The sequence below is a fragment of the Gemmatimonadetes bacterium SCN 70-22 genome (genome assembly GCA_001724275.1).
Classification (GTDB): domain Bacteria; phylum Gemmatimonadota; class Gemmatimonadetes; order Gemmatimonadales; family Gemmatimonadaceae; genus SCN-70-22.
Genome location: MEDZ01000053.1, coordinates 1 through 20,391 on the forward strand (window position 1 = coordinate 1; position 20,391 = coordinate 20,391).

Sequence of the window (20,391 nt, forward strand, 5' to 3'; positions counted from 1 at the left end):
GCGACTACGAGAGCGGCTTTCGACCGGTCCCCGAGGGGGGTCTACTCGCGTGGCTCCGTTAAGGAGGTGATCCAGCCGCAGGTTCCCCTACGGCTACCTTGTTACGACTTCGCCCCAGTCACGACGCTTGCCTTCGGCCGCTTGGTCCCGTGAGGGTTCCGGCACGGACTTCGGGCACTCGCCGCTTCCATGGCGTGACGGGCGGTGTGTACAAGGCCCGGGAACGTATTCACCGCGGCGTAGCTGATCCGCGATTACTAGCGATTCCAGCTTCATGCCGTCGAGTTGCAGACGACAATCCGAACTGAGGGCGGGTTTGGGGGATTGGCTCCACCTTGCGGCTTCGCAACCCGCTGTCCCGCCCATTGTAGCACGTGTGTAGCCCTAGACGTAAGGACCATGATGACTTGACGTCGTCCCCACCTTCCTCCGGTTTGGCACCGGCAGTCTCACTAGAGTGCCCGGCATGACCCGCTGGTAACTAGTGACAAGGGTTGCGCTCGTTGCGGGACTTAACCCAACATCTCACGACACGAGCTGACGACAGCCATGCAGCACCTGTGACCGGGCTCCGAAGAGGGGCCAGGGTTTCCCCCGGCTTTCCCGGCCATGTCAAGCCTAGGTAAGGTTCTTCGCGTTGCGTCGAATTAAACCACATGCTCCACCGCTTGTGCGGGCCCCCGTCAATTCCTTTGAGTTTCAGCCTTGCGGCCGTACTCCCCAGGCGGGGCACTTAATGCGTTAGCGCCGGCCCTCACGGGGTCGCTCCCCCAAGGACCTAGTGCCCATCGTTTACGGCGTGGACTACCAGGGTATCTAATCCTGTTTGCTCCCCACGCTGTCGCGCCTCAGCGTCAGCCACGGCCCAGCACACCGCCTTCGCCACCGGTGTTCTTCCGGATCTCTACGCATTCCACCGCTACACCCGGAATTCCATGTGCCTCTACCGTGCTCCAGCTGGACAGTTCGCATGGCCGACCCGGGGTTGAGCCCCGGGCTTTCACCACACGCTTACCCAGCCGCCTACGCGCCCTTTACGCCCAGTGATTCCGGACAACGCTCGCACCCTCTGTATTACCGCGGCTGCTGGCACAGAGTTAGCCGGTGCTTCCTCACCCGGTACCGTCACCCCCGTCGAAACGGGTATTCGTCCCGGGCAACAGGAGTTTACACCCCGAAGGGCGTCATCCTCCACGCGGCGTCGCTGCGTCAGCCTTTCGGCCATTGCGCAAGATTCCCCACTGCTGCCTCCCGTAGGAGTCTGGGCCGTCTCTCAGTCCCAATGTGGCTGGCCATCCTCTCAGACCAGCTACCCGTCATCGCCTTGGTGCGCCGTTACCGCACCAACTAGCTGATAGGCCGCGAGCCCCTCCAATCGCCCCGTAGGTTTCCGTCCCCAGGAATGCCCCCAAGGACGCGTATGCGGTATTACCCGGCCGTTGGGCCGGCTATCCCCCGCAACTGGGCAGGTCGCTCACGTGTTACGCACCCGTTCGCCGGTTGACCCTTGCGGGCCCCCCTTGACTTGCATGTGTTAAGCACGCCGCCAGCGTTCGTCCTGAGCCAGGATCAAACTCTCCAAGAGAATTCGATAGCCACACCCAGGGTCTCCCCCGCGCGACAACCGTCCGAATCACGTTATGTACGTCAGTTAACTCTCACCGAAGCCCTGACGAGCTCCGGATCGACGAGTCCGCCTCGCACACTTCACGCTCAACTCGATTTTCAATCAGCCATTCGATGTCGCATTTGCGACAGCCTTGAAGAATATCGCGCTTGGCGCCGTCCGTCAAGGCCTCATCCAACTTTCCCCACCTACCCGTTCGGGCAGGAACTGCGCCGGGGAGAACACATAACTAACCGCTTGCTCCCTCTCACGCAAGGCCGGCCGCGGCAACTCCGCCGCCCCTCGCACCACCCAACCCCCACCCCACTCCAACCCTGCTCCACCCCTCCCCCATACCCCTCCAAAAAGCAAACGGGCCACCGCGTGCGGCAGCCCGCTCACTCCTCATGCTCCCTGATGGACTTGAACCATCAACCTAGCGATTAAGAGTCGCTTGCTCTGCCAATTGAGCTAAGGGAGCGACATTCTGTTCGCACACCTGGTGCGCCAGGAGGGAATCGAACCCCCGACCTACAGCTTAGAAGGCTGCCGCTCTATCCAACTGAGCTACTGGCGCTTCGACCGACCCTTCCGGCCGGAATCCCTGCGAAGTCGGGGCGGCCGGATTTGAACCGGCGACCTCCTGCTCCCAAAGCAGGCGCGATACCGGGCTACGCTACGCCCCGCTGGGAAGCCAGTATTGTAGCCAGACGACGCGCATTGTCAACGCCTCCCCGCCAGCGCGGCCAGCACCGCCCGCACCGCGCGCCCCCGATGGCTCACCGCCTCCTTCGCCGCGCGCGTCGCCTCCCCGAAGGTACGCCCCAGGTCGTCCGACCAGAACAACGGATCGTAGCCGAACCCCCCGCTCCCCCGCGGCACCTCCTCGATCCGCCCCACCGTCTCCCCTCGGCACACCAACTCCCCCTCGTCGTCCACGTAGGCGGCGGCACACACGTACCGCGCCGCGCGTGTCCCCCCCGCGGCAAGCGACGCCAGCAGCTTCGCATTGTTGGCGTCGTCCAGGGCCTGTCCCGTGAGCCCCGGACGCGCCGACCAGCGCTTGCTGCGCACGCCGGGCGCCCCGCCTAACGCGTCGACGCACAGCCCCGAGTCGTCCGCCAGCGTGGGCAGGCCGCTGATGGCGAAGAAGTGGCGGGCCTTCGCCAGCGCGTTGGCCTCGAACGTGTCGTGCCCCTCGATGGCGTCCTCCGCCGGGGCCTCGGCGATCCCCGCCGTCGCGAGGTCCACGGGGGTGTACCCGGCCGAGCGGAGCAGCGGCGCCAGTTCACGCAGCTTCCCCGGGCTGCGAGTCGCCACCAGGAGCCGGGACATGGACATTGGCCCGCCGCGTCAGGGGCGCGTGGCGGGGGGGAGCGTGCCGGCGGGAAGCGTGCCGGCCGGATGCGTGCCCGCGGGAAGCGCCGCGAGCGCCGACAGCTGCAATGCGTCGAGGTGCCGGATGCCGTCGCTCGCCAGCGCCACCAGGCGATCGAGCTCCGACCGGTCGAACGAGGCGTGCTCCCCCGTCCCCTGCACCTCGACGAACCGCCCCTCGCTCGTCATCACGACGTTCATGTCGACGTCGGCGCGCACGTCCTCGGCGTACTCCAGGTCCAGCCGCGCCTCGCCCCCGATGATCCCGACGCTGACGGCCGCGACCCGGCGCCGCACCGGCGTCGCCTGGATCCGCCCCGTCTCGACCATCCACGCGAACGCGTCGACGACGGCGACGCAGGCACCCGTGATGGCCGCCGTGCGCGTCCCCCCGTCGGCATCGAGCACGTCGCAGTCGACCCGCAGCGTGAACTCCCCGAACGCGAAGTCGTCGACCATCGCCCGCATGCTCCGTCCGATGAGGCGCTGGATCTCCTGCGTGCGTCCCCCCAGCTGCACGCGCTCCCGCGGCGAGCGCGTGTTGGTTGCCCGCGGCAGCATCGCATACTCGGCCGTGAGCCACCCCTGCCCGCTCCCCTTGCGCCACCCCGGGACGCCGTCCTCCACCGATGCGGCGCAGAGGACGCGCGTGTGCCCGAAGGACACGAGGCACGACCCCTCGGCGTTGCGCACCGCCCGCCGCTCGAGGGTGACACGACGGAGCGCGTCGGGCGCGCGGTCGCTACGAAGACGAATCTCGCTGGGCACGAAGCTTCTCGATGATGGAGGTCGTGGATTGGCCGGGCGTGAGAGGGACGATGACGACGTCGCCGCCCCGCGCGCGGACCTCGCGCGCCCCGACGACGGAGGCCTCGGTGTAGTCGCCCCCCTTCACGATCACGTCCGGGGTGAGGAGGCGCACGAGCTCGAGCGGCGTGTCCTCGTCGAAGATCGTCACGGCGTCGACGCCGCGAAGGGCCGCGAGGACGTACGCCCGCTCGGCCTCGTGGCGCACCGGACGACCCGGGCCCTTCAGGCGTCGGACCGACGCGTCGCTGTTGAGGCCGACGATGAGGGCGTCGCCCTGTGCGCGCGCCGCGCGCAGCACGTCGACGTGCCCGGGGTGCAGGAGGTCGAACACGCCGTTCGTGAAGACGACCCGCCCGCCCTGCGCCTGCCGCCAGTCGCGGGCCTGCTCGCGCGACAGCACCCGCACCGCGGGATCGAACTCGCTCGCGCGTTCGCTCACGAGCCGCCGGCAGCGCGAGGCTCGAAGCGGACCTCGCGCACGAACATCGGGAGCTCGACCTCCTCGACGTACGACGCGGAGATGCTGATGCCGGAGGCGCCCCGGCGCACGGTCACCCGCCCCGCCTCCGGCGGGAGGCCGAGCGAGTCGGCGAAGGCACGCAGGCGACGACGGATCTCGTCGTCGCTGCGGGTGGAGGAGAAGCGCGCCTCCTGCTGCATCGCATCGCGGTACTCGTAGTAGCGCCAGTACACCTCGCCGATGTTGACGCCGAAATACGCCACCGTCACCGCGAGGAGCAGCGAGAAGAGACAGCCGAGCTTCCCGGCGCCACGGCGCGACGTCACCACTGGGACTGCGCTCCCTCGATGATGTCGTTGACGATGCGCTGGATGGCCTGCTTGCGTCCGGCGGCTTCCTCGCGCTCGGCGTACTCGCCTTCGGCGCTGACACCGGTGCGCTGGAAGAGGACCCGCCCCGTGGTCTGGTCGACGATCTGGACGTCGACGCGCAGTTGCAGGCGACGGCGCGCCGAGGTGGCACGGGTCGGATCGGCGGAGAAGGCGACGGGGACGTCGGCCTCGTACGCAGTGATCTTGCCGCGCACGACCGCGTTGGCGCGCTGTTCCGTCGCATCGCGGAGTCCCAGCCGGTCGCCGAGCGCCTTGCGCAGCTCCTGGTGCAGCTCGCCGGTGAGCTCGGGGTTGGCCGTCTCGTTCTCGAACGGGATGACGGCCACGGTCCGCACGTGCCGAGGCAGCCCGCCCCCGCCCGAGAGCGAGTACAGGCACCCCGTCAGGAACACGGTGACGAGGAGCAGGCTAGCGGCGCCAAATCGCTTCATCGAACGGCGGGTCGGCAAGGCGTCGTTGGATCGTCAGGGTCAGGCGCCGGCGCGCGCCGAAGTTGCGATAGGCGACCACCATCGTGTCGCGACGAATGCTCTCACGAAGGCGATTCCCCTCCAGTCGTTGCAGCGACACGAGGGACGAGCTGCTGAACGTGGCCCGCCAGACCGGATGGCTTCCGATGTCGGCCCGGAGCGTGTCGCCGACCAGGCGCGCCGTGGTGTCCTGTCCCGTCACCTGGAGGCGCCCCAAGGCGGCCCAGAGCAGCGGGACCGGGGGAAGATAGCGTCTCGCGTCGTCGTCTGCGGGGGTGGAGAGCTGGTCGCCGATCAGGATGGCGTACCCTCCCCCCATCCCCCGGTCGGCGAAGAAGTCGAGGCGTACGGAATCGGGGGGGGCAATCCGGGCGACCCCTTCGCCCCGTGCCGAAAAGATGGGGTCGCCGTACTCCCATCGAAAGACGAGCCGCGTGTGCCCCGCGGGGAGCGAGGTCTCGGGGAGGCGCTGGACGAACAGAGTGCCGACGAGCGGGCGAACCCGCGGGGCGCATGCGCCCAGCAGGATGGCCAGAACGACGAGTGGAACGTCGCCCCAGGGGCGCCGCGTCCCGCGCCGGCGACCCATCAGGCCGGACCGCGCGAGGCGCGCTCGGGCGTGGCGTGCTCGGGCGTGGCGCGCTCGAGCATGGCGCGCTCGTGCATGGCGCGCTCGAGCAGGTCGCGCACGTCGGCCGGGAGGGGCGCTGGGCGTCCATCGCGGTCGAGTGACACGAGCAGGGTGCGGGCAGAGACGAGGCGAGCGCCAGATTGCACGTGACGGATCAGGTAATCGAAGGTGACGGCGCGCGACCGGACCTCGGTGAGGCGGGTCTCGACGCGCACGAGGTCATCGTACCGGGCGGAGGCGTGATAGCGGAGCGAGGCGTCCGCCACGGCGAGGAAGGCCCCGCGCCGCTCCATTTCCGCATACGGGAGCCCCAACGACCGGATGTATTCCGTGCGCCCCACCTCGCACCAGACGAGGTACTCGGAATGGTACACCACTCCCATCTGGTCCGTTTCCGCGTACCGCACGCGGAACTCGACATCGAAGTGCGGCGAGGGGTCGCTCATGGGAGCTCGAGGCCGAGGGCGTGCGCCCGATCCCTGGCGCCGGGGGTGAGGATGGCACCGGCCGGGATGGGGAGGCCGCGCCGGACGCGATCCAGCAGCTCCCGCTCGGTGACGAGCGGGCGGCGGGAGGGGGCGGGGTCATGCCAGCCGACCACTCGCGCGATCGCGCCGGAGGTCACCCCCGCCGCATGCGCCTCGTCCTCGTCGAGGTGGAGCTCGGTGGCGTGCGCCGCACCGCATCGCACGAGGACACCATGCCAGGTGACGGCCCGCGCTCCCTCGCCGCACGCCACGTCGAGGCGGTCGCCGTCACGCAGCCCCCACCGCGCCCCGTCGGCCGGCGAGAGGTGGAGATGCCGCGCGGCGAGGATGACACCACGATCGAGCGTGACGCGCCCGTGAGGCCCGACGAGCGTGATCCCGCCTAACGATCCCTCGAGCGCCCCGCTGGCGGCGAGGGGCGGCTCGACCCCGAGCACCGCGGCGTCGCTGCGCGCGAGCTCGAGTTGCGTCTCCCCGCGCGCGGGGCCGACGACGCGAAGGCCCTCCAGCTTCCCCTTCGGCCCGACGACGGAGACGACCTGAGCGGCGGCAAACTGGCCCGGCTGGCGGATGGGGCGGTGCACCTCCAACGCCGGGGTACCGAAGAGCGCCCGGGCGTGCGCCTCCGAGAGATGCAGGTGGCGGCGCGACACGCCGATGGGGACCTCGATGATGCCGGCGCGCTGGCGCCGGGTTGCCGGCGAGCGAGGTCCGGCGCGCCGAAGTGCCTCGGTATCGGGACCGGCACCCGTTTCGGCACCCGCCTCGGCGCCCGGGGTGGCAGGCGACGATCGGCGACCGCCCCGCCCCGCCGCAGCCCCGCGTACCGCGGCCGTCGTCTCGCCGGGGTCCGCGCGATGGGGCGACGGTGACGGGTGGCGAACCGGCGCCACGTCGCCTAACGACTGCCCGGCGCCGCTCCAGGGAGGGAGCTGCCCGGTGCGCGCCGGGGGAGCGGGGCGCACGGGGGGCTCGAGCCAGCTCTGGCGCCCGGCGGCATGCGGCGCGCGCCCCAGTGCGCGCTGCAGCTCCTCGGCGATGAGCGACGCCAGGCGGTCGAGGTCGTCAGGCGTCATCGGCGGGAAGCGCGAAAGCCCGTCAGGAAGTCCTCGACGACGCGGGCCACATCGAACGAGCTGGCCGCCTCGGCGGTGGTGGCGTCGGCGGCGCCAGCGGAGGCGGCGCGCGTCGCCTGGCGCAACGGGTCGCGGTACGGCCGGATCTCCTCCCCGATGCGCTTGACGTTGAGGAGGTGCATGGGGGTGATGTTGTCGGAGGTGATGCTTCCTCCCCATGACCCGGGCCCGAGCGTCATGGCCGGGGCGAAGCCGGTGGTGTAGCCGACGGCGCCGATGGCCGTGTTGGAGTTCACGATGATCCGGAACGCCGGCTTGGCGTGGAAGAAGCGGTCGATGACCGCCTGGTCGCGCGAGTGGATGCCTAACGAATGTCCCATCCCGCCGTACCGCAGGAGCGCGATGGCGCGCTCGCAGCACCGTTCCCACCCGTCCTCGACGAAGTAGCCGAGGACCGGGCAGAGCTTCTCGCGGCTCAGCGGCTCCTCGCGCCCCACCCGCGCGAGGTCGACGACGAGGAGCCTCGTGCCGGGAGGAACCTCGAATCCGGCGCGCCGGGCGATCGCCCCGGGGGGCTGCCCGACGACGTCGGGATTGATCCCCTTCCCGGTGGCCGGGATCATGTAGCGCTCGAGCATCCGCTTCTCGTCGGGGGAGCAGAAGTGCGCCCCCTCCGCCACGAAGAGGTCGCGCACCTGCCCCGCGACGGGACGGTCGACCACGACCGAGTTCTCGGACGAGCACAGGACCCCCGCGTCGAAGGTCTTTCCGTCGACGACATCGGCCACGGCCTTCGGGAGCGCGGCGGTGCGCTCGATGATGGCCGGGACGTTGCCGGGGCCCACGCCATAGGCGGGCTTCCCGGCGGTGTAGACCGCCTTGACCATGTCGGAGCCGCCGGTGGCGAGGATCACCGCGGTGTCACGATGGCGCATCAGGGCGTTCGTCCCCTCGAGGGAGGGGGCGGTCATGACCTGCACGAGCCCCGCGGGCGCCCCGGCCGCGCGCGCCGCCTCGTCGAGGATACGGCCGGCCGCCACGGTGCAGCTGACGGCGCGCGGATGCGGCGACATGACGATCGCGTTGCGCGCCTTGATCGCGATCAGCGCCTTGTAGATCGCGGTGGACGTGGGATTCGTGGTCGGGACGATCGCCCCGACCACGCCCATCGGAACGGCCAGTTCGCGCACCCGGCGGATGGGATCCTCGTGGAGGACCCCCACCGTGCGCATGGGGAGGATGTACTCCAGCAGGATGTCCGAGGCAAAGCGATTCTTGATCACCTTGTGCTCGACGACTCCCATGCGCGTCTCATCGACGGCGAGGCGCGCCAGCGGTTCGGCGGCGCGCGAGGCGGCGGCGCCCATGGCCTGCACGATGCGATCGACCTCCTGCTGCGACGCGTCCGCGAAGGCACGCTGCGCCTCGGCCGCGCGGCCGACGAGGTCCCGGGCTTCCTGGATGCTGAGAAGATCGGCGTCCATGGGAGCCGACGCGTCAGCCGTTGCTCAGGGCGCGGAAGGCGGCCAGGAGTTCGTCGCGGCCGGCACGGGCGACGTCGCGCCCCTTGATGGGGAAGGCGGCCACGCGACGTGCGAGGGAACGCAGCTCGACCACCTTGAGCTGTTCCAGATGCTCCCGGTCGAGGTGCTCGCGCGAGAGGGGAGCATCCGACGCCTCCTCGTCCTCGGCGACGATCCCGAGCTCTTCGTGGGGACGGGGGATGACGTGGACGGCGACGAGCTGGCCGACGCGCTGCGCCGCCGCGGCGCCGGCGTCGACGGCCGCCTTCACGGCGGCGACCTCGCCCAGGAACTTGACGGTCACCAGGCCGGCGTCGGCGCGCTCCGTTCCCAGAAGCCGGACGTCGGCGGTCTTCACCCCGGCGTCGGCCGCCTCCAGCGCTCCTACCAGTCCACGGGTCTCGACGAGACCCAGCGCATCAACGGACCACCCGCGATCAGCCGGCGTCACCCAACGCTCCCTGCGGGAGGATGAGTTCGAGTTCGGCGTGCGGACGCGGGATGACGTGCACCGAGACCAGTTCGCCGACGCGCTCGGCGGCCGCCGCCCCGGCGTCGGTGGCGGCCTTCACGGCTCCGACGTCGCCCCTGACCATGACGGTGACGTATCCGCCACCCACCTTTTCCTTCCCGATGAGGCGAACGTTCGCCGCCTTGACCATTGCATCGGCAGCCTCGATCGCCCCGACGAGCCCCTTGGTCTCGATGAGTCCGAGCGCGCTCTGTGCCATCCGTCCCCCTTCTGGGTATCGCAGTCGCCGCGAAGATGCGTGCTCCGCGAGCCTTTGTAAAGGGAGCGTCAGGTGCATATACTCGGCGCGTGCTCCCAGCCCCGTGCTACATCATCTCCGACGCGCACCTGGGCGTCGCCGACCGCGACGCCGAGCGGTTGCTCCTGGCATTCCTGCGCGACATCCGCGGGGACGCCCGATCCCTGGTCATCAACGGTGACCTGTTCGACTTCTGGTTCGAGTGGCGGCACGTGATCCCGCGCGCGGGGTTCCGCGTGCTGGCGGCCCTGGCCGACCTGGCGGAGGCCGGGGTGCAGATCGTGTGGATCGGTGGGAACCACGACTGCTGGGGGGGCGAGGTGCTGCAGCGGGACGTGGGGGTGCAGTACCTCCTGGGGACGTGGCGCGGTGAGATCGCCGGATGGCGGACGCGAATCGACCACGGGGACGGGCTGCGCGACGAGGAAGACCGCCGCTACCGCGCGCTGCGCCTCGTCCTGCGCAACCCGCTGGCCATCGGCGCCTTCCGCTGGATCCACCCGGACCTGGGCGCGCGCATCGCGTTAGGCTCCTCGCACGCCAGCCGCACCTACCGGGCGAAGGACGGGGGGAGCGGCCTCCTCAAGGTGGCCCTGCGCGACCTGGAGCAGGAGCCGGCACTCGACCTGCTGGTGTTCGGCCACTCGCACGTCCCCGTGGTCGAGCGCGCCCCCGGGGGGGCGCTCTACGCCAACGCCGGTACCTGGCTGGGCGACTCGACGTACCTCCGCGTCACGCCCGATGCGGTGGAGCTGCGTCGCTTCCGCCGCTCGTCCGCAGGCCCGAGCACGTCCGACCTGCTGCGGCGGGAGCCGCCGCCCGTCCGCGCCTAACGAAAGGGGATCGAGACCCCGATCCCGCCGCCGCGCGGGAGGGCGCGAATCTCCACCTGCGCCGGGAGGTCCCACAGCTGCGACGACACGAAGGCGTCGGCACCGGAAAAGAGGTGGTTGAAGGCCAGCATCGCGATCCAGTCCTCGAAGTGCAGCTTGCGCGCCTTGACGCGACTCCGCTGCTGCTGGGCGTTGGCCGCCCCCTGCTCGATGGGGTCCGCGTAGCGACTCCGGAGCGTGTCCAGCGGGACGTACTTGCCGTTGACGATGATCGGCTTGCCGGTGGCCGGGTCGACCTTGTACGACGCGACGATCACGTCGTTCGCGTGCGCCTTGGCCACCTGCAGGTCGTGCGCTGCCTTGCCGAGCATCGCCAGCCAGACGGCCTCGGCGGTGAAGTAGACGGCGCCCGCCGTGGGGCGGTTGAGGCGGGACTGTCCGAGACCGGGGACGGCCAGCGACAGCAGAAAGGCGCGCCCGGGGGAGACGGGCGGAGCGAGGGAATCCCGCGTGGCGGGTGCCCGGCGTCCGGCGGTGCCCCTCCCCTCCCCTCGCCGTGGCGCGGCCGCGCTATCCCCGGGCGCGCGCACGCCGGCACGCGCCGAGTCGGCCTGCTGGGCGTTGGCATCCGAGGGCAACACCATGAACGCGGCCAGGGCGACGATTGCCGCTCGGCGAGCGACGACGGACTGCACGGTGGCGCGCTGCGTGGCGATGGACACGGACCAGGGCAGAAGGGTGGCGGGAGCGTGTGGGAATCGAACCCACCAAACCCGACGCAGTCGGGTCACAGCCGTTTTGAAGACGACGGAAGCCACCAGGCCCCATACGCACCCGAGGATGGCTCGATCGATCGAGCCTGACGTCGCGGACGCGGCGATTCTACCCTTCGAGGGTGATGAGATGTTCCCCCTGCGGGAGGATCTCGCCCACCACCACGCTCGCTTCGACGCGCGAAAGATACTCCGGCACCCGATGGGCCGGGACCGCCACGAGCAATCCCCCGGACGTCTGCGGGTCGACGAGGATGGCACGTTCCTCGGCGGTGACGCTCCCCCAGGCGACGTGCGGCGCGACGAAGGCGTCGTTGCGCTCGGCGCCACCGGTCCGCACCCCCGACGCGAGCGCCTCCCGGGTGCCGGGGAGGAGCGGGAGGGCACGCACGCGCAGGTGCAACGACACGGACGACGCCCGGGCGATGTGCGAGGCGTGCCCGAGGAGGCCGTAGCCGGTGACATCGGTGGCGCAGTGAACGCCGACCTCGTGCGCCGCCCGCGCGGCGTCGCGATTGAGGCGCTTCATGGACCCGATCATCGTTGCTTCGTGCACGGCCTCGGCCTTCCCCAGCTTGAGCGCGGTGGCGATCAGTCCCGTCCCGAGCGGCTTGGTGAGGACGAGCACGTCGCCCGGGCGCGCGCGCGCATTGCTGAGGATCCGGAGCGGATGCACGCGCCCGGTGACGGCGAGGCCGAACTTCACCTCGTCGTCGTTGATGGTGTGCCCGCCCACCAGCGAGGCCCCGGCCTCGTGCACCTTGTCCTGCCCGCCACGCAGGATGGCCGAGAGCACCTCGAGCGGCAATCGCCCCGTGGGAAAGCCGGCGATCGACAACGCGGTGAGCGGCTCGCCGCCCATCGCGTAGACGTCGGACAGCGCGTTGGCGGCCGCCACCTGCCCGAAGTCGTAGGGATCGTCGACGATCGGGGCGAAGAAGTCGACGGTCTGCACCAGGGCGAGGTCATCGGACAGCCGAAAGACCCCCGCGTCATCGAAGGTCTCATGACCGACGAGCAGGCGGGGATCGGTGTGCGGAACGAGCGCCGCTAACGCTGTCGTGAGGTCACCCGGACCCATCTTGGCGGCTCAACCCGCGCAGCGGGCGAACTGCGTCAGGCGGAAGATCCGGGCGCGGTCGTCGGTCACGGTGGAGGGGAAAGGATTGGTCCGGCGGCGCTACCCCACCTTGGCGATGGCGTCGATCTCGACCAGGACCCCGCGCGGGAGGGCGGAAACCTGGACCGTGGAGCGCGCCGGGCGCGCGTCGCCGAGCGCCTGGGAGTAGACCTCGTTGACGCGCGGGAAGTCGGCCATGTCGTGCAGGAAGACGGTGGTCTTGACGACGTCCTTCCAGGTGCACCCGGCCTGGTGCAGCACGGCCGAGAGGTTCTGCAGCACGCGTTCGGCTTGCGCGACCACATCGCCGTCGACGACCTGCATCGTGACGGGATCGAGCGGGATCTGCCCCGCGGTGAACAGGAAGCCGCCGGCGATGGTGGCCTGCGAGTACGGGCCAATGGCGGCCGGGGCCTTGTCAGTACGTACGTGTTCGACGCTCACGGAATTCCTCCACTACGAGAGGCCGACGATGGCGCCATCCGGGCCGATCGCCATGCGCTCTGCCGCCGGCTCCTTGGGAAGGCCGGGCATGGTCATGATATCGCCGCACTGCGCCACGACGAAGCCGGCGCCGGCGGCAGGGTATACCTCGTTCACGGTGATGCGGAAGCCCGAGGGGCGCCCCAGGCGCGTCGGGTCGTCGGTGAGCGAGTACTGCGTCTTCGCCATGCAGACCGGGGTCTCGCCCATGCCGATGGACTGCAGGTAGTCGATGGAGCGCGCGGCCTTGGGCGAGTAGTCGACCCCGTCGGCGCCGTACACCTTGCGCGCAATGGCCTCGATCTTCTCGCGAATGGGGCGGGAGGCATCGTAAATGGGGGCGAAGTTCGCCCCGCCCTCGTCGAGCAGGGCGAGCAGTTCGTGCGCCAGCGCCACGCCACCGTCGCCGCCGCGGGCGAAGACCTCGGTCAGCGCCACGCGCACGCCGGCGCGGCGCGCGCATTCCGTGACCATGGCGATTTCGGCGTCGCTGTCGGTGCCGAAGCGGTTGACGGCCACGACGAGCGGGAGGCCGAACTGCCGCACGTTGTCGATGTGGTGCTCCAGGTTCGGGAGACCACGTTCGAGGGCCGCGAGATCCTCTCGGGCGAGGTCCTTCTTGTTGGCCCCGCCGTTCATCTTGAGCGCCCTGATGGTGGCAACGAGCACCGCCGCCTCGGGTTTCAATCCGCCGGCCCGGCACTTGATGTCGAAGAACTTCTCCGCGCCCAGGTCGGAACCGAAGCCGGCCTCGGTGATGACGATGTCACCCAATGCGAGCGCGGCCTTGGTGGCCATCACGGAGTTGCAGCCGTGGGCGATGTTGCCGAAGGGGCCGGCGTGCACGAAGGCGGGCCCTCCCTCCAGCGTCTGGACGATGTTGGGGCGAATCGCGTCCTTGAGCAGGAGCGCCATGGCCCCGGCGGCCTTGAGGTCGCCCGCGCGCACCGGCTTGCGATCGGCGCCGTAGGTCGATCCCACGATGATGCGCGAGAGGCGCGCCTCGAGGTCGGCGAACGACGACGCGAGGGCGACGATGGCCATGATCTCGCTGGCGGGGATGATGACCCAGCGTTCCTCGCGCACCACACCCTCGGCGGGTCCCCCCAGCCCGATGACGGCACGACGCAGGGCACGATCGTTCATGTCGATCGTGCGCGGCCAGGTGATGCGGCGGGGATCGATGTTCAGCGCATTCCCCTGCTGGAGGTGATTGTCCAGCAGCGCCGACAGGAGGGCGTGGGCGGTGGCGATGGCGTGGAAGTCACCCGTGAAGTGCAGGTTGATGTCCTCCATGGGGAGGACCTGCGCGTACCCGCCCCCCGCCGCCCCGCCCTTCATGCCGAAGACCGGACCAAGGCTCGGTTCGCGAATGCAGAGGGCCGTGCGCTTGCCGATCTTCCGCAGCGCCTGCGCGAGCCCCACGGAGGTCGTGGTCTTGCCCTCGCCTGCCGCCGTGGGATTGATGGCCGTCACGAGCACGAGGCGTCCACGCGGCGTACGCTGCGTGACCTCGATCGGGATCTTGGCCTTGTACTTCCCGTACAGGTCGAGGTCGTCGGGGGTGAGGTCGAGTTCCGCGGCCACGTCGGTGATGGGGCGGAGTCTGGCGCCCTGGGCGATCTCGATGTCGGTGGGGAATGGGGGCATGGATCCGAGGCGTTGGACTGGAGACAGGAGACGGAAGACGGGAGACGGGAGGTCACCGCGGCCGGGAGACGTCACGGCAGGAGGGCCGCCCCGGGTTGCGCCGCGATTCTATGGGGCGGGGGCGTCGAAGGCTAGCCCGAAGAGGGCGGCGGCGTTGGCCGACACCTGTTCGCCGAGCGCCTCGACGGTCACGCCGCGGGCCTGCGCGAGGCGCGCCAGGGTGAGCGAGGCGTAGGCCGGCTCATTGCGCCTGCCGCGATGGGGGACCGGGGCGAGGTATGGGGCATCAGTCTCGACGAGGATGCGATCGACCGAGGCGAGTTGCAGGAGGCCATCGTCGTTCCACTTCTTGAACGTGATGATGCCGCTGAACGAGAGGTACCATCCCGCCGCGAGCGCGACTTCGGCCAGGGCGGGAGGGCCGCCAAAGCAGTGCAGCACGCCAAGAATGCCAGCCCCCCCCGCCTCGCGCACCATGGCGATGGTGTCTTCGACCGCCTCGCGCGTGTGGACGACGACCGGTCGCCCCGACTCCCCGGCGATGGCGAGTTGCTGGGCGAAGGCGCGGCGTTGCCGCTCGCGTGGCGAATGGTCGTAGTGATAGTCGAGCCCGCACTCGCCCACCGCCACCGCGCCGCGCGCCAGGAACTCGCGGATGCGTGGCGGGTCGGTGACCGGGTCGAAGGCGGCCGCATCATGCGGGTGGATGCCGGCGGTGAAGAAGACGAAGCCGGGGTGCCCCGCGGCGATGGCGGCGGCGCGCTCGGCCGCGCCTAACGATTCCCCGATGCAGACGAGGGCCCGGGCGCCGGTGGCACGGGCGCGGAAGATGACCGCCTCGCGGTCGTCGTCGAAGGCGGGGTCGGCCAGGTGGACGTGGCTGTCGACGAAGCGCGCCATGGTCGGAATGCGAAACCGCCGCGAGTCGCTCGCGGCGGTTCGTCGACGACTAGCGAGTGGCCGGCCGCTGCGAGGCGCGTCCCGCCGGACGCGCGGGGCGCTCGCTGCGCGCCTCATCGCGGGCCCTTGCCTCCGGGGCAGCCTTCGCCTGCCCGGCCGATACACGTCCCTTCTCCGACACCGCGCGCGGGAACTTGCGCTCGATGTACAGGAGGAGCGGGCCGGCGACGTAGATCGACGAGAAGGTGGCGACAAAGACGCCGAACGTCATGACCCACGCGAACGGGCGCAGCACCTCGCCGGCGAAGACGAGCAGGGCAAGCGTGGCGGCCAGCGTCGTGGTGTGCGTCAGGACCGAGCGCGGAAGCGTCTCGTTGATGGCGCGGTTCAACGTGTCGTACAGCGACTCCTTCCGGGCCTTGCGCAGGTCCTCGCGGACACGGTCGAAGATGATGATCGTGTCGTTGCCCGAGTAGCCGAGCAGGGTGAGGATGGCGCCGACGACGACCAGCGACACCTCGATGTGGAACAGCTTGATGAAGGCGAGGGTGATGAGGACGTCATGGGCCGTCGACAGCACCGCCGCCGCCCCGAAGCGCCACTCGAAGCGGAGGGCCAGGTAGGCGAGCGTGACGAGACCGACGAGGAGCATCGCGATCATCGCGCCGCGCCGCAGCTCGCTTCCGACCTTGGGACCCACGGCCTCGATGCGCTTCACCGTATAGCCCTCCGGCGTGTACTTGGCGTCGAGCGCACTCTGGATGGCCTTGGCGACCCCTTCGGTCGAGGTCGTGGCCGCTGCCTCCACCCCCCCCTCCTCCCGCCCACGCACCGTGTATTCGAGGTTGGTGCCGTACTGCTGGATCTCCGAGCCGGGGGCCACGCGATCGATCGTGGCGCGCAGCTCCGCGACGTCGGGGGGCTGCTTGAACTCGAGCTGCATGAGCGTGCCACCGGTGAACTCGATGCTGAAGTTCACGCCGCCCTTCCAGAGGAAGGACCCGAGCCCGAGCATGATGAACGCCACCGTGGCCAGCGCCGCCTGGCGCCACCACTTGATGAAGTCGTAGTTGGTGTTGTGGAAGATGCGAATCATCAGATGCTCAGCGTCTGGACGTTCCGGGAGCGATTGAGCCAGATCATGTAGAACGTCCTGGTGACAAACACGGCGCAGAAGAGCGACGCGATGATCCCGGCGATGAGGGTGACGGCGAAGCCCTTCACGGGGCCGGTACCGTACTGGTAGAGCACGGCGCCGCCGAGAATCGTGGTCACGGACGTGTCGAGAATGGCGCTCCAGGCGTGCTTGTACCCTTCGTCGATAGCGGTGCGCACCGTCTTGCCGCGGTCGAGCTCCTCGCGGATGCGCTCGAAGACGAGGACGTTAGCGTCGACGGCGATACCGACGGTGAGCACGAGGCCGGCCAGCCCGGGGAGGGTGAGGACCGCGCCGAAGCCGGCGAGGATCGCCATCGTGAAGATCACGTAGAGCACCAACGCCCCGACGGCGAGCATCCCGCTGAATCGGTAGTAGCCGATCATGATCGCGATGACCAGGCCGACGGCGATGAGCATCGCCAGCGTTCCCTTCGAGATGGAGTCCTGCCCCAACGACGCGCCGATCTGGCGCACCTCGGCGATCTTGAGGGGGACGGGGAGCGAACCGGCGCGGAGGACGAGGGCGAGGTCCTGCGCGTCCTGGAGGTCGCGCCCGCCCATGGTGATCTGGCCGCGGGTCCCGATCGCGCTCTGGATGACCGGCGGGCGCCCCATGACCTTGTCGTCGAGGACGATCGCCATGTAGTCACCGACGTGCTTCCCGGTCTCGCTGCGGAAGCGACGGCCGCCCTCGTTGTTCAGCGTGAACTCGACGACCGTCCCCTCGATGGGTGTGTTGTTGGGCTTGGCGTCCTGCAGATACTCGCCGGTGATGATCGGGCGGGCATCGACGACGTAGAGGGGGCGATAGGCCTGCGCCCCGAGCGACAGGGTGTCGCTCGACCAGCGCAGCACCTTGCCCGGCGGAAGCGCCGCCTGGACCTCGGGCATGGCGAGGTAGCGCTCGACGGTCTGCACGTCGCGCTCGGCGACCATGTACTCGCCGGGGAACTGCCCCCCCTGGACCAGCTTCGAGAAGGCACCACCGCTCGTCCCCGCAGCCGAGGCGAGGCTGTCCTTCTTCGTCGAATCGCCCGCCACCGCGCTGTCGCCCTTGCCGAACAGGTTCGGGAGCACCGCCACCTGCGACTTGTTCGCGGTGTCGCCCGTGGTGGCCACGGCGGCTCCCTTGTCGCGAACGATCTGGTCGAGGCGCGGCATGACCTTGTCGAGCGCCTGCGACTCGTCCGTGATCTGGAACTGGAGGAACGCGGACTTCTGCACCACTTCTTCCGCCCGCTGCGGATCGTCGATACCCGGGAGTTCGACGATGATGCGGTCGGTCCCGACCTTTTGCACGACCGGCTCGGACACGCCGAATTCGTCGATGCGCGTGCGAACGACCTTCAGCGCGCGATCGAGCGCATCGCTCTTGTCGGTGACGGCCTGCCTGGTCTCGTCGACCTCGAGGGCGAGGTGCATCCCCCCTTGCAGGTCGAGCCCCCGCTTGAGCGGGACGCGACGCACAGTGTCGTAGACGAAGGCGCCGTCACGCTTGACGCGCTCCACCACCGTCCGCGGAAAGAGCGCCCAGACGGAGGCCGCGACCAGCGCCACGATGAGGGCCACGCGGTACTTCAGATTCGACATTCGGCGGAACTGTTGAAGGAGAGAACTCCGGGAAGCTACGAAGGTTAGACTTCCGGTAACACCGAGTCAACCGAAGTCCGAGAGTGTCAGGACGTTAGCGCCAGTGTCTCGCGCGCCGCCCGCTCGTCGCGGGCCAGCTGTTGGACCAACCCCTGAGGGGCCTCGAAGCGCATGGTGTCACGCAATCGCCTCAGGAAATCGATGCGGACCCGCATGCCGTAGAAGTCTCCCTCGGCTTCGAAGAGGTGAGCCTCCAGGGTGACGCCGGCGTCGCCGAAGGTGGGGCGTGGACCGAGGTTCAGCATCCCGCCGAAGGGGCCACGAGGAGTCTGGACACGGACGGCGTAGACCCCTTGCGGGGGGAGGAGCTTGCGGGGCGACGGCAGCGGGACGTTGATGGTGGGGAACCCCAGGAGGCGCCCCCGCTGCTCACCACGCACCACCCGCCCGCCGACGGCGTACCAGCGCCCCAGCCCCTCGCGCGCGCGCTCGAGGTCACCCCCAGCGACGGCGCGCCGAATGGCGGTCGACGACACGGGCTGTCCGTGCCCTCCCACGACCGGGGCGACGACCTCGACGGAGAATCCCCGCCCCTCGCCGAGCGCGCGCAGGACGTTCTCGTCGCCGGCCCGGTTTCGCCCGAAGCCATGATCGTGCCCCATCAGGAGGTGTCGGACCCGGTAGCGGGCGACCAGTACCTCGTCCACGAACCGCTCGGCGTCGAATGCCGCGAGGGCACGCGTGAAGGGGATGATGGCGACGTAGTCGATGCCGCTCTCGGCGAGCACCTCGAGCTTCTCGTCGCCGACCGTCAGGAGCTGCGGGGCGGCGGCCGGGTTCACCACCTCGAGCGGGTGGGGGTCGAAGGTGATGAGGACGGAGCGCGTGCCGAGGGCACGCGCGCGCTGCGTGAGACGCGCGAGAACGTCCTGGTGTCCGCGGTGGACGCCGTCGAAGGTCCCGACGGTGACCACGGTCTCGAGCACATTCGGAGGGAGGGCCGAGCCGGGGTCGCTCATGTCAGTCGATGGGGAGGACTACGTCCGGGTGCCAGGAGGCATCGTCCCGTGACGCGACCGCGACGAGCTCGCCGTGCACATCGACCAGGGCCGCTCGCGCTCCGCCCACGGTGGCCGGGACATGCATGCCGTGCCGCGCGCGCCGCACCTCATCGCCCGTGAGGACCTGCACGGGCAAGTCGCCTAACGCCTCCCGCAGCTCGTGACGCTGCACCTGGCCGGCGCGCAGCGCGTCGATGCCATCGGCCTCGGCCACGCCGAAGGGCCCCACCCGCACGCGGCGCAGCGCCTCGAGATGGGCCGCCGACCCGGTGGCGCGCCCCAGGTCGCGGGCGAGCGAACGGATGTACGTCCCCGTGCCGCAGGTGATCCGGGCCCGGAGGAGTCCTGGCGCCAGCTCCAGCACCTCCCACGCGTCGACGCGCACCGGGACGGGGGGGAGTTCGGCGGGCTCGCCGCGGCGCGCGAGGGCATACGCGCGCTGGCCGCCGACGTGCTTGGCGGAAAAGGCGGGGGGGACCTGCTGGAGGGCGCCGGTGAGGGCGGGGAGCGCGGCCACGACGCGCGCCGGCTCGGGGGCTGGGGCCTCGGCGGTCGTCGTCCCCGTGCCGTCGTCCGTGTCGGTCTCGCGGCCAAAGCGGATGGTCGCCTCGTACACCTTGGGGTCGGCCGGGACGAACTGCAGGAGGCGCGTCCCGCGCCCGGCGAGGAGGACGAGGAGCCCGGTCGCAAAGGGGTCGAGCGTGCCGCCGTGCCCCACCTTGCGCGTGCCTAACGCGCGCCGTGCGAGGGCCACCACGTCGTGCGACGAGAGCCCCGCCGGCTTGTCGACGAGGAGGAGGGCGTCAGTCGAGGTCGCTCGCATCGGGCGGGGCGAGCGTGCCGTCCTTGATCTGGGCCAGCAGCGACTCGATGCGCGCCGCGCGCGCGATGCTCGTGTCGAGGTGAAACTCGAGCTCGGGGGCGACGCGCAGGCGGAGCGACCGCGCGACGCGGCTGCGCAGGTGTCCGGCCAGCGAGCGCAGCCCTTCCTGCGTCGCGGCCTTCTCCTCGTCGGTCCCCATGATGCTCACGAAGATGCGCGCATGGCGCAGGTCGCGGGACACGTCCACACCGGTGACCGTGACCAGCCCGGTCACCCGGGGATCCTTGACCCCCTCGGCGAGGAACATCGCGACTTCTTCGCGAATGGCTTCGGCGACCCGGTCGGGGCGGCGCCCATCATTCGCCATGGCAGTGACTCCTAGGCGGCGTGGCGCGCA

The 20,391-nt window shown here is 70.1% G+C and carries 22 protein-coding genes, 3 tRNA genes and 1 rRNA gene; 1 reads left to right on the top strand and 25 read right to left on the bottom strand.

The window, feature by feature from the left end; all coding sequences use genetic code 11:
• Positions 1-58: 58 nt before the first annotated feature.
• From ABS52_17680 to ABS52_17750, 15 genes are all read right to left on the bottom strand, one after another.
• Positions 59-1,587: ribosomal RNA gene (locus ABS52_17680) — 16S ribosomal RNA — on the bottom strand.
• A 427-nt stretch (positions 1,588-2,014) separates the two neighbouring features.
• A tRNA-Lys gene (locus tag ABS52_17685) sits at positions 2,015-2,087 on the bottom strand.
• A 19-nt stretch (positions 2,088-2,106) separates the two neighbouring features.
• Positions 2,107-2,183, bottom strand: a tRNA-Arg gene (locus ABS52_17690).
• A 35-nt stretch (positions 2,184-2,218) separates the two neighbouring features.
• Positions 2,219-2,292 (bottom strand) — tRNA-Pro (locus ABS52_17695).
• 37 nt (positions 2,293-2,329) lie between these two features.
• Positions 2,330-2,941, bottom strand: coding sequence for a hypothetical protein (locus tag ABS52_17700; GenBank protein ID ODT00900.1), 612 nt, complete (start codon positions 2,939-2,941; stop codon positions 2,330-2,332).
• An 18-nt stretch (positions 2,942-2,959) separates the two neighbouring features.
• Positions 2,960-3,751, bottom strand: coding sequence for a ribonuclease PH (locus ABS52_17705; GenBank protein ID ODT00879.1), 792 nt, complete (start codon positions 3,749-3,751; stop codon positions 2,960-2,962).
• Positions 3,726-4,232, bottom strand: coding sequence for a hypothetical protein (locus ABS52_17710; GenBank protein ID ODT00880.1), 507 nt, complete (start codon positions 4,230-4,232; stop codon positions 3,726-3,728). The genes ABS52_17705 and ABS52_17710 overlap by 26 nt, the downstream gene beginning before the upstream one ends.
• A complete protein-coding gene (locus ABS52_17715) occupies positions 4,229-4,582 on the bottom strand; it encodes a hypothetical protein (GenBank protein ID ODT00881.1) in 354 nt (117 codons plus the stop codon). The genes ABS52_17710 and ABS52_17715 overlap by 4 nt, the downstream gene beginning before the upstream one ends.
• Positions 4,576-5,076: a hypothetical protein gene (locus ABS52_17720; protein ID ODT00882.1), complete on the bottom strand. Its 501-nt coding sequence runs from the start codon at positions 5,074-5,076 to the stop codon at positions 4,576-4,578. The genes ABS52_17715 and ABS52_17720 overlap by 7 nt, the downstream gene beginning before the upstream one ends.
• Positions 5,054-5,704, bottom strand: coding sequence for a hypothetical protein (locus ABS52_17725; protein ODT00883.1), 651 nt, complete (start codon positions 5,702-5,704; stop codon positions 5,054-5,056). Before ABS52_17725 ends, ABS52_17720 begins: the two co-directional genes overlap by 23 nt.
• Positions 5,704-6,192 carry a hypothetical protein gene (locus tag ABS52_17730; protein ODT00884.1) on the bottom strand — a complete coding sequence of 163 codons (489 nt, stop codon included), beginning with the start codon at positions 6,190-6,192 and terminating at the stop codon, positions 5,704-5,706. The genes ABS52_17725 and ABS52_17730 overlap by 1 nt, the downstream gene beginning before the upstream one ends.
• A complete protein-coding gene (locus ABS52_17735) occupies positions 6,189-7,310 on the bottom strand; it encodes a hypothetical protein (protein ID ODT00885.1) in 1,122 nt (373 codons plus the stop codon). Before ABS52_17735 ends, ABS52_17730 begins: the two co-directional genes overlap by 4 nt.
• Entirely contained in the window at positions 7,307-8,794 is a 1,488-nt protein-coding gene (locus ABS52_17740; protein ODT00886.1) for a hypothetical protein, read from the bottom strand. Before ABS52_17740 ends, ABS52_17735 begins: the two co-directional genes overlap by 4 nt.
• A 13-nt stretch (positions 8,795-8,807) precedes the next feature.
• Positions 8,808-9,284 carry a hypothetical protein gene (locus tag ABS52_17745; GenBank protein ID ODT00887.1) on the bottom strand — a complete coding sequence of 159 codons (477 nt, stop codon included), beginning with the start codon at positions 9,282-9,284 and terminating at the stop codon, positions 8,808-8,810.
• Complete coding sequence (locus ABS52_17750) at positions 9,271-9,564, bottom strand: ethanolamine utilization protein EutM (GenBank protein ODT00888.1); 294 nt, start codon at positions 9,562-9,564, stop codon at positions 9,271-9,273. Before ABS52_17750 ends, ABS52_17745 begins: the two co-directional genes overlap by 14 nt.
• An 89-nt stretch (positions 9,565-9,653) precedes the next feature.
• Between ABS52_17750 and ABS52_17755 the strand changes: the two genes are divergently transcribed.
• Entirely contained in the window at positions 9,654-10,436 is a 783-nt protein-coding gene (locus ABS52_17755) for a hypothetical protein (protein ODT00889.1), read from the top strand.
• Here the strand turns inward: ABS52_17755 and ABS52_17760 are convergent.
• The 10 genes from ABS52_17760 to ABS52_17805 form a co-directional block, all read right to left on the bottom strand.
• Positions 10,433-11,158: a hypothetical protein gene (locus ABS52_17760; protein ID ODT00890.1), complete on the bottom strand. Its 726-nt coding sequence runs from the start codon at positions 11,156-11,158 to the stop codon at positions 10,433-10,435. The genes ABS52_17755 and ABS52_17760 overlap by 4 nt on opposite strands.
• Before the next feature lie 160 nt (positions 11,159-11,318).
• Positions 11,319-12,290 (bottom strand): selenide, water dikinase SelD, encoded by a 972-nt coding sequence (locus tag ABS52_17765; GenBank protein ODT00891.1) that lies wholly within the window; start codon positions 12,288-12,290, stop codon positions 11,319-11,321.
• Between the two features lie 99 nt (positions 12,291-12,389).
• The gene (locus ABS52_17770; protein ID ODT00892.1) at positions 12,390-12,773 is read right to left on the bottom strand and encodes a reactive intermediate/imine deaminase; all 384 of its coding nucleotides are present in this window, start codon (positions 12,771-12,773) and stop codon (positions 12,390-12,392) included.
• 12 nt (positions 12,774-12,785) lie between these two features.
• Entirely contained in the window at positions 12,786-14,462 is a 1,677-nt protein-coding gene (locus ABS52_17775; protein ODT00893.1) for a formate--tetrahydrofolate ligase, read from the bottom strand.
• Between the two features lie 108 nt (positions 14,463-14,570).
• Complete coding sequence (locus ABS52_17780; GenBank protein ID ODT00894.1) at positions 14,571-15,362, bottom strand: hypothetical protein; 792 nt, start codon at positions 15,360-15,362, stop codon at positions 14,571-14,573.
• A 49-nt stretch (positions 15,363-15,411) separates the two neighbouring features.
• Positions 15,412-16,458, bottom strand: a complete 1,047-nt coding sequence (locus tag ABS52_17785) for a protein-export membrane protein SecF (GenBank protein ODT00895.1) — start codon at positions 16,456-16,458, stop codon at positions 15,412-15,414.
• Positions 16,458-18,110, bottom strand: a complete 1,653-nt coding sequence (locus ABS52_17790) for a protein-export membrane protein SecD (GenBank protein ODT00896.1) — start codon at positions 18,108-18,110, stop codon at positions 16,458-16,460. The genes ABS52_17785 and ABS52_17790 overlap by 1 nt, the downstream gene beginning before the upstream one ends.
• Before the next feature lie 86 nt (positions 18,111-18,196).
• Positions 18,197-19,129, bottom strand: coding sequence for a riboflavin biosynthesis protein RibF (locus ABS52_17795; GenBank protein ODT00897.1), 933 nt, complete (start codon positions 19,127-19,129; stop codon positions 18,197-18,199).
• A gap of 1 nt (position 19,130) precedes the next feature.
• On the bottom strand, positions 19,131-19,994 hold the full coding sequence (locus tag ABS52_17800; protein ODT00898.1) for a tRNA pseudouridine(55) synthase TruB: 864 nt from the start codon (positions 19,992-19,994) through the stop codon (positions 19,131-19,133).
• Positions 19,975-20,361, bottom strand: a complete 387-nt coding sequence (locus ABS52_17805; GenBank protein ID ODT00899.1) for a ribosome-binding factor A — start codon at positions 20,359-20,361, stop codon at positions 19,975-19,977. Before ABS52_17805 ends, ABS52_17800 begins: the two co-directional genes overlap by 20 nt.
• Positions 20,362-20,391: the final 30 nt, after the last annotated feature.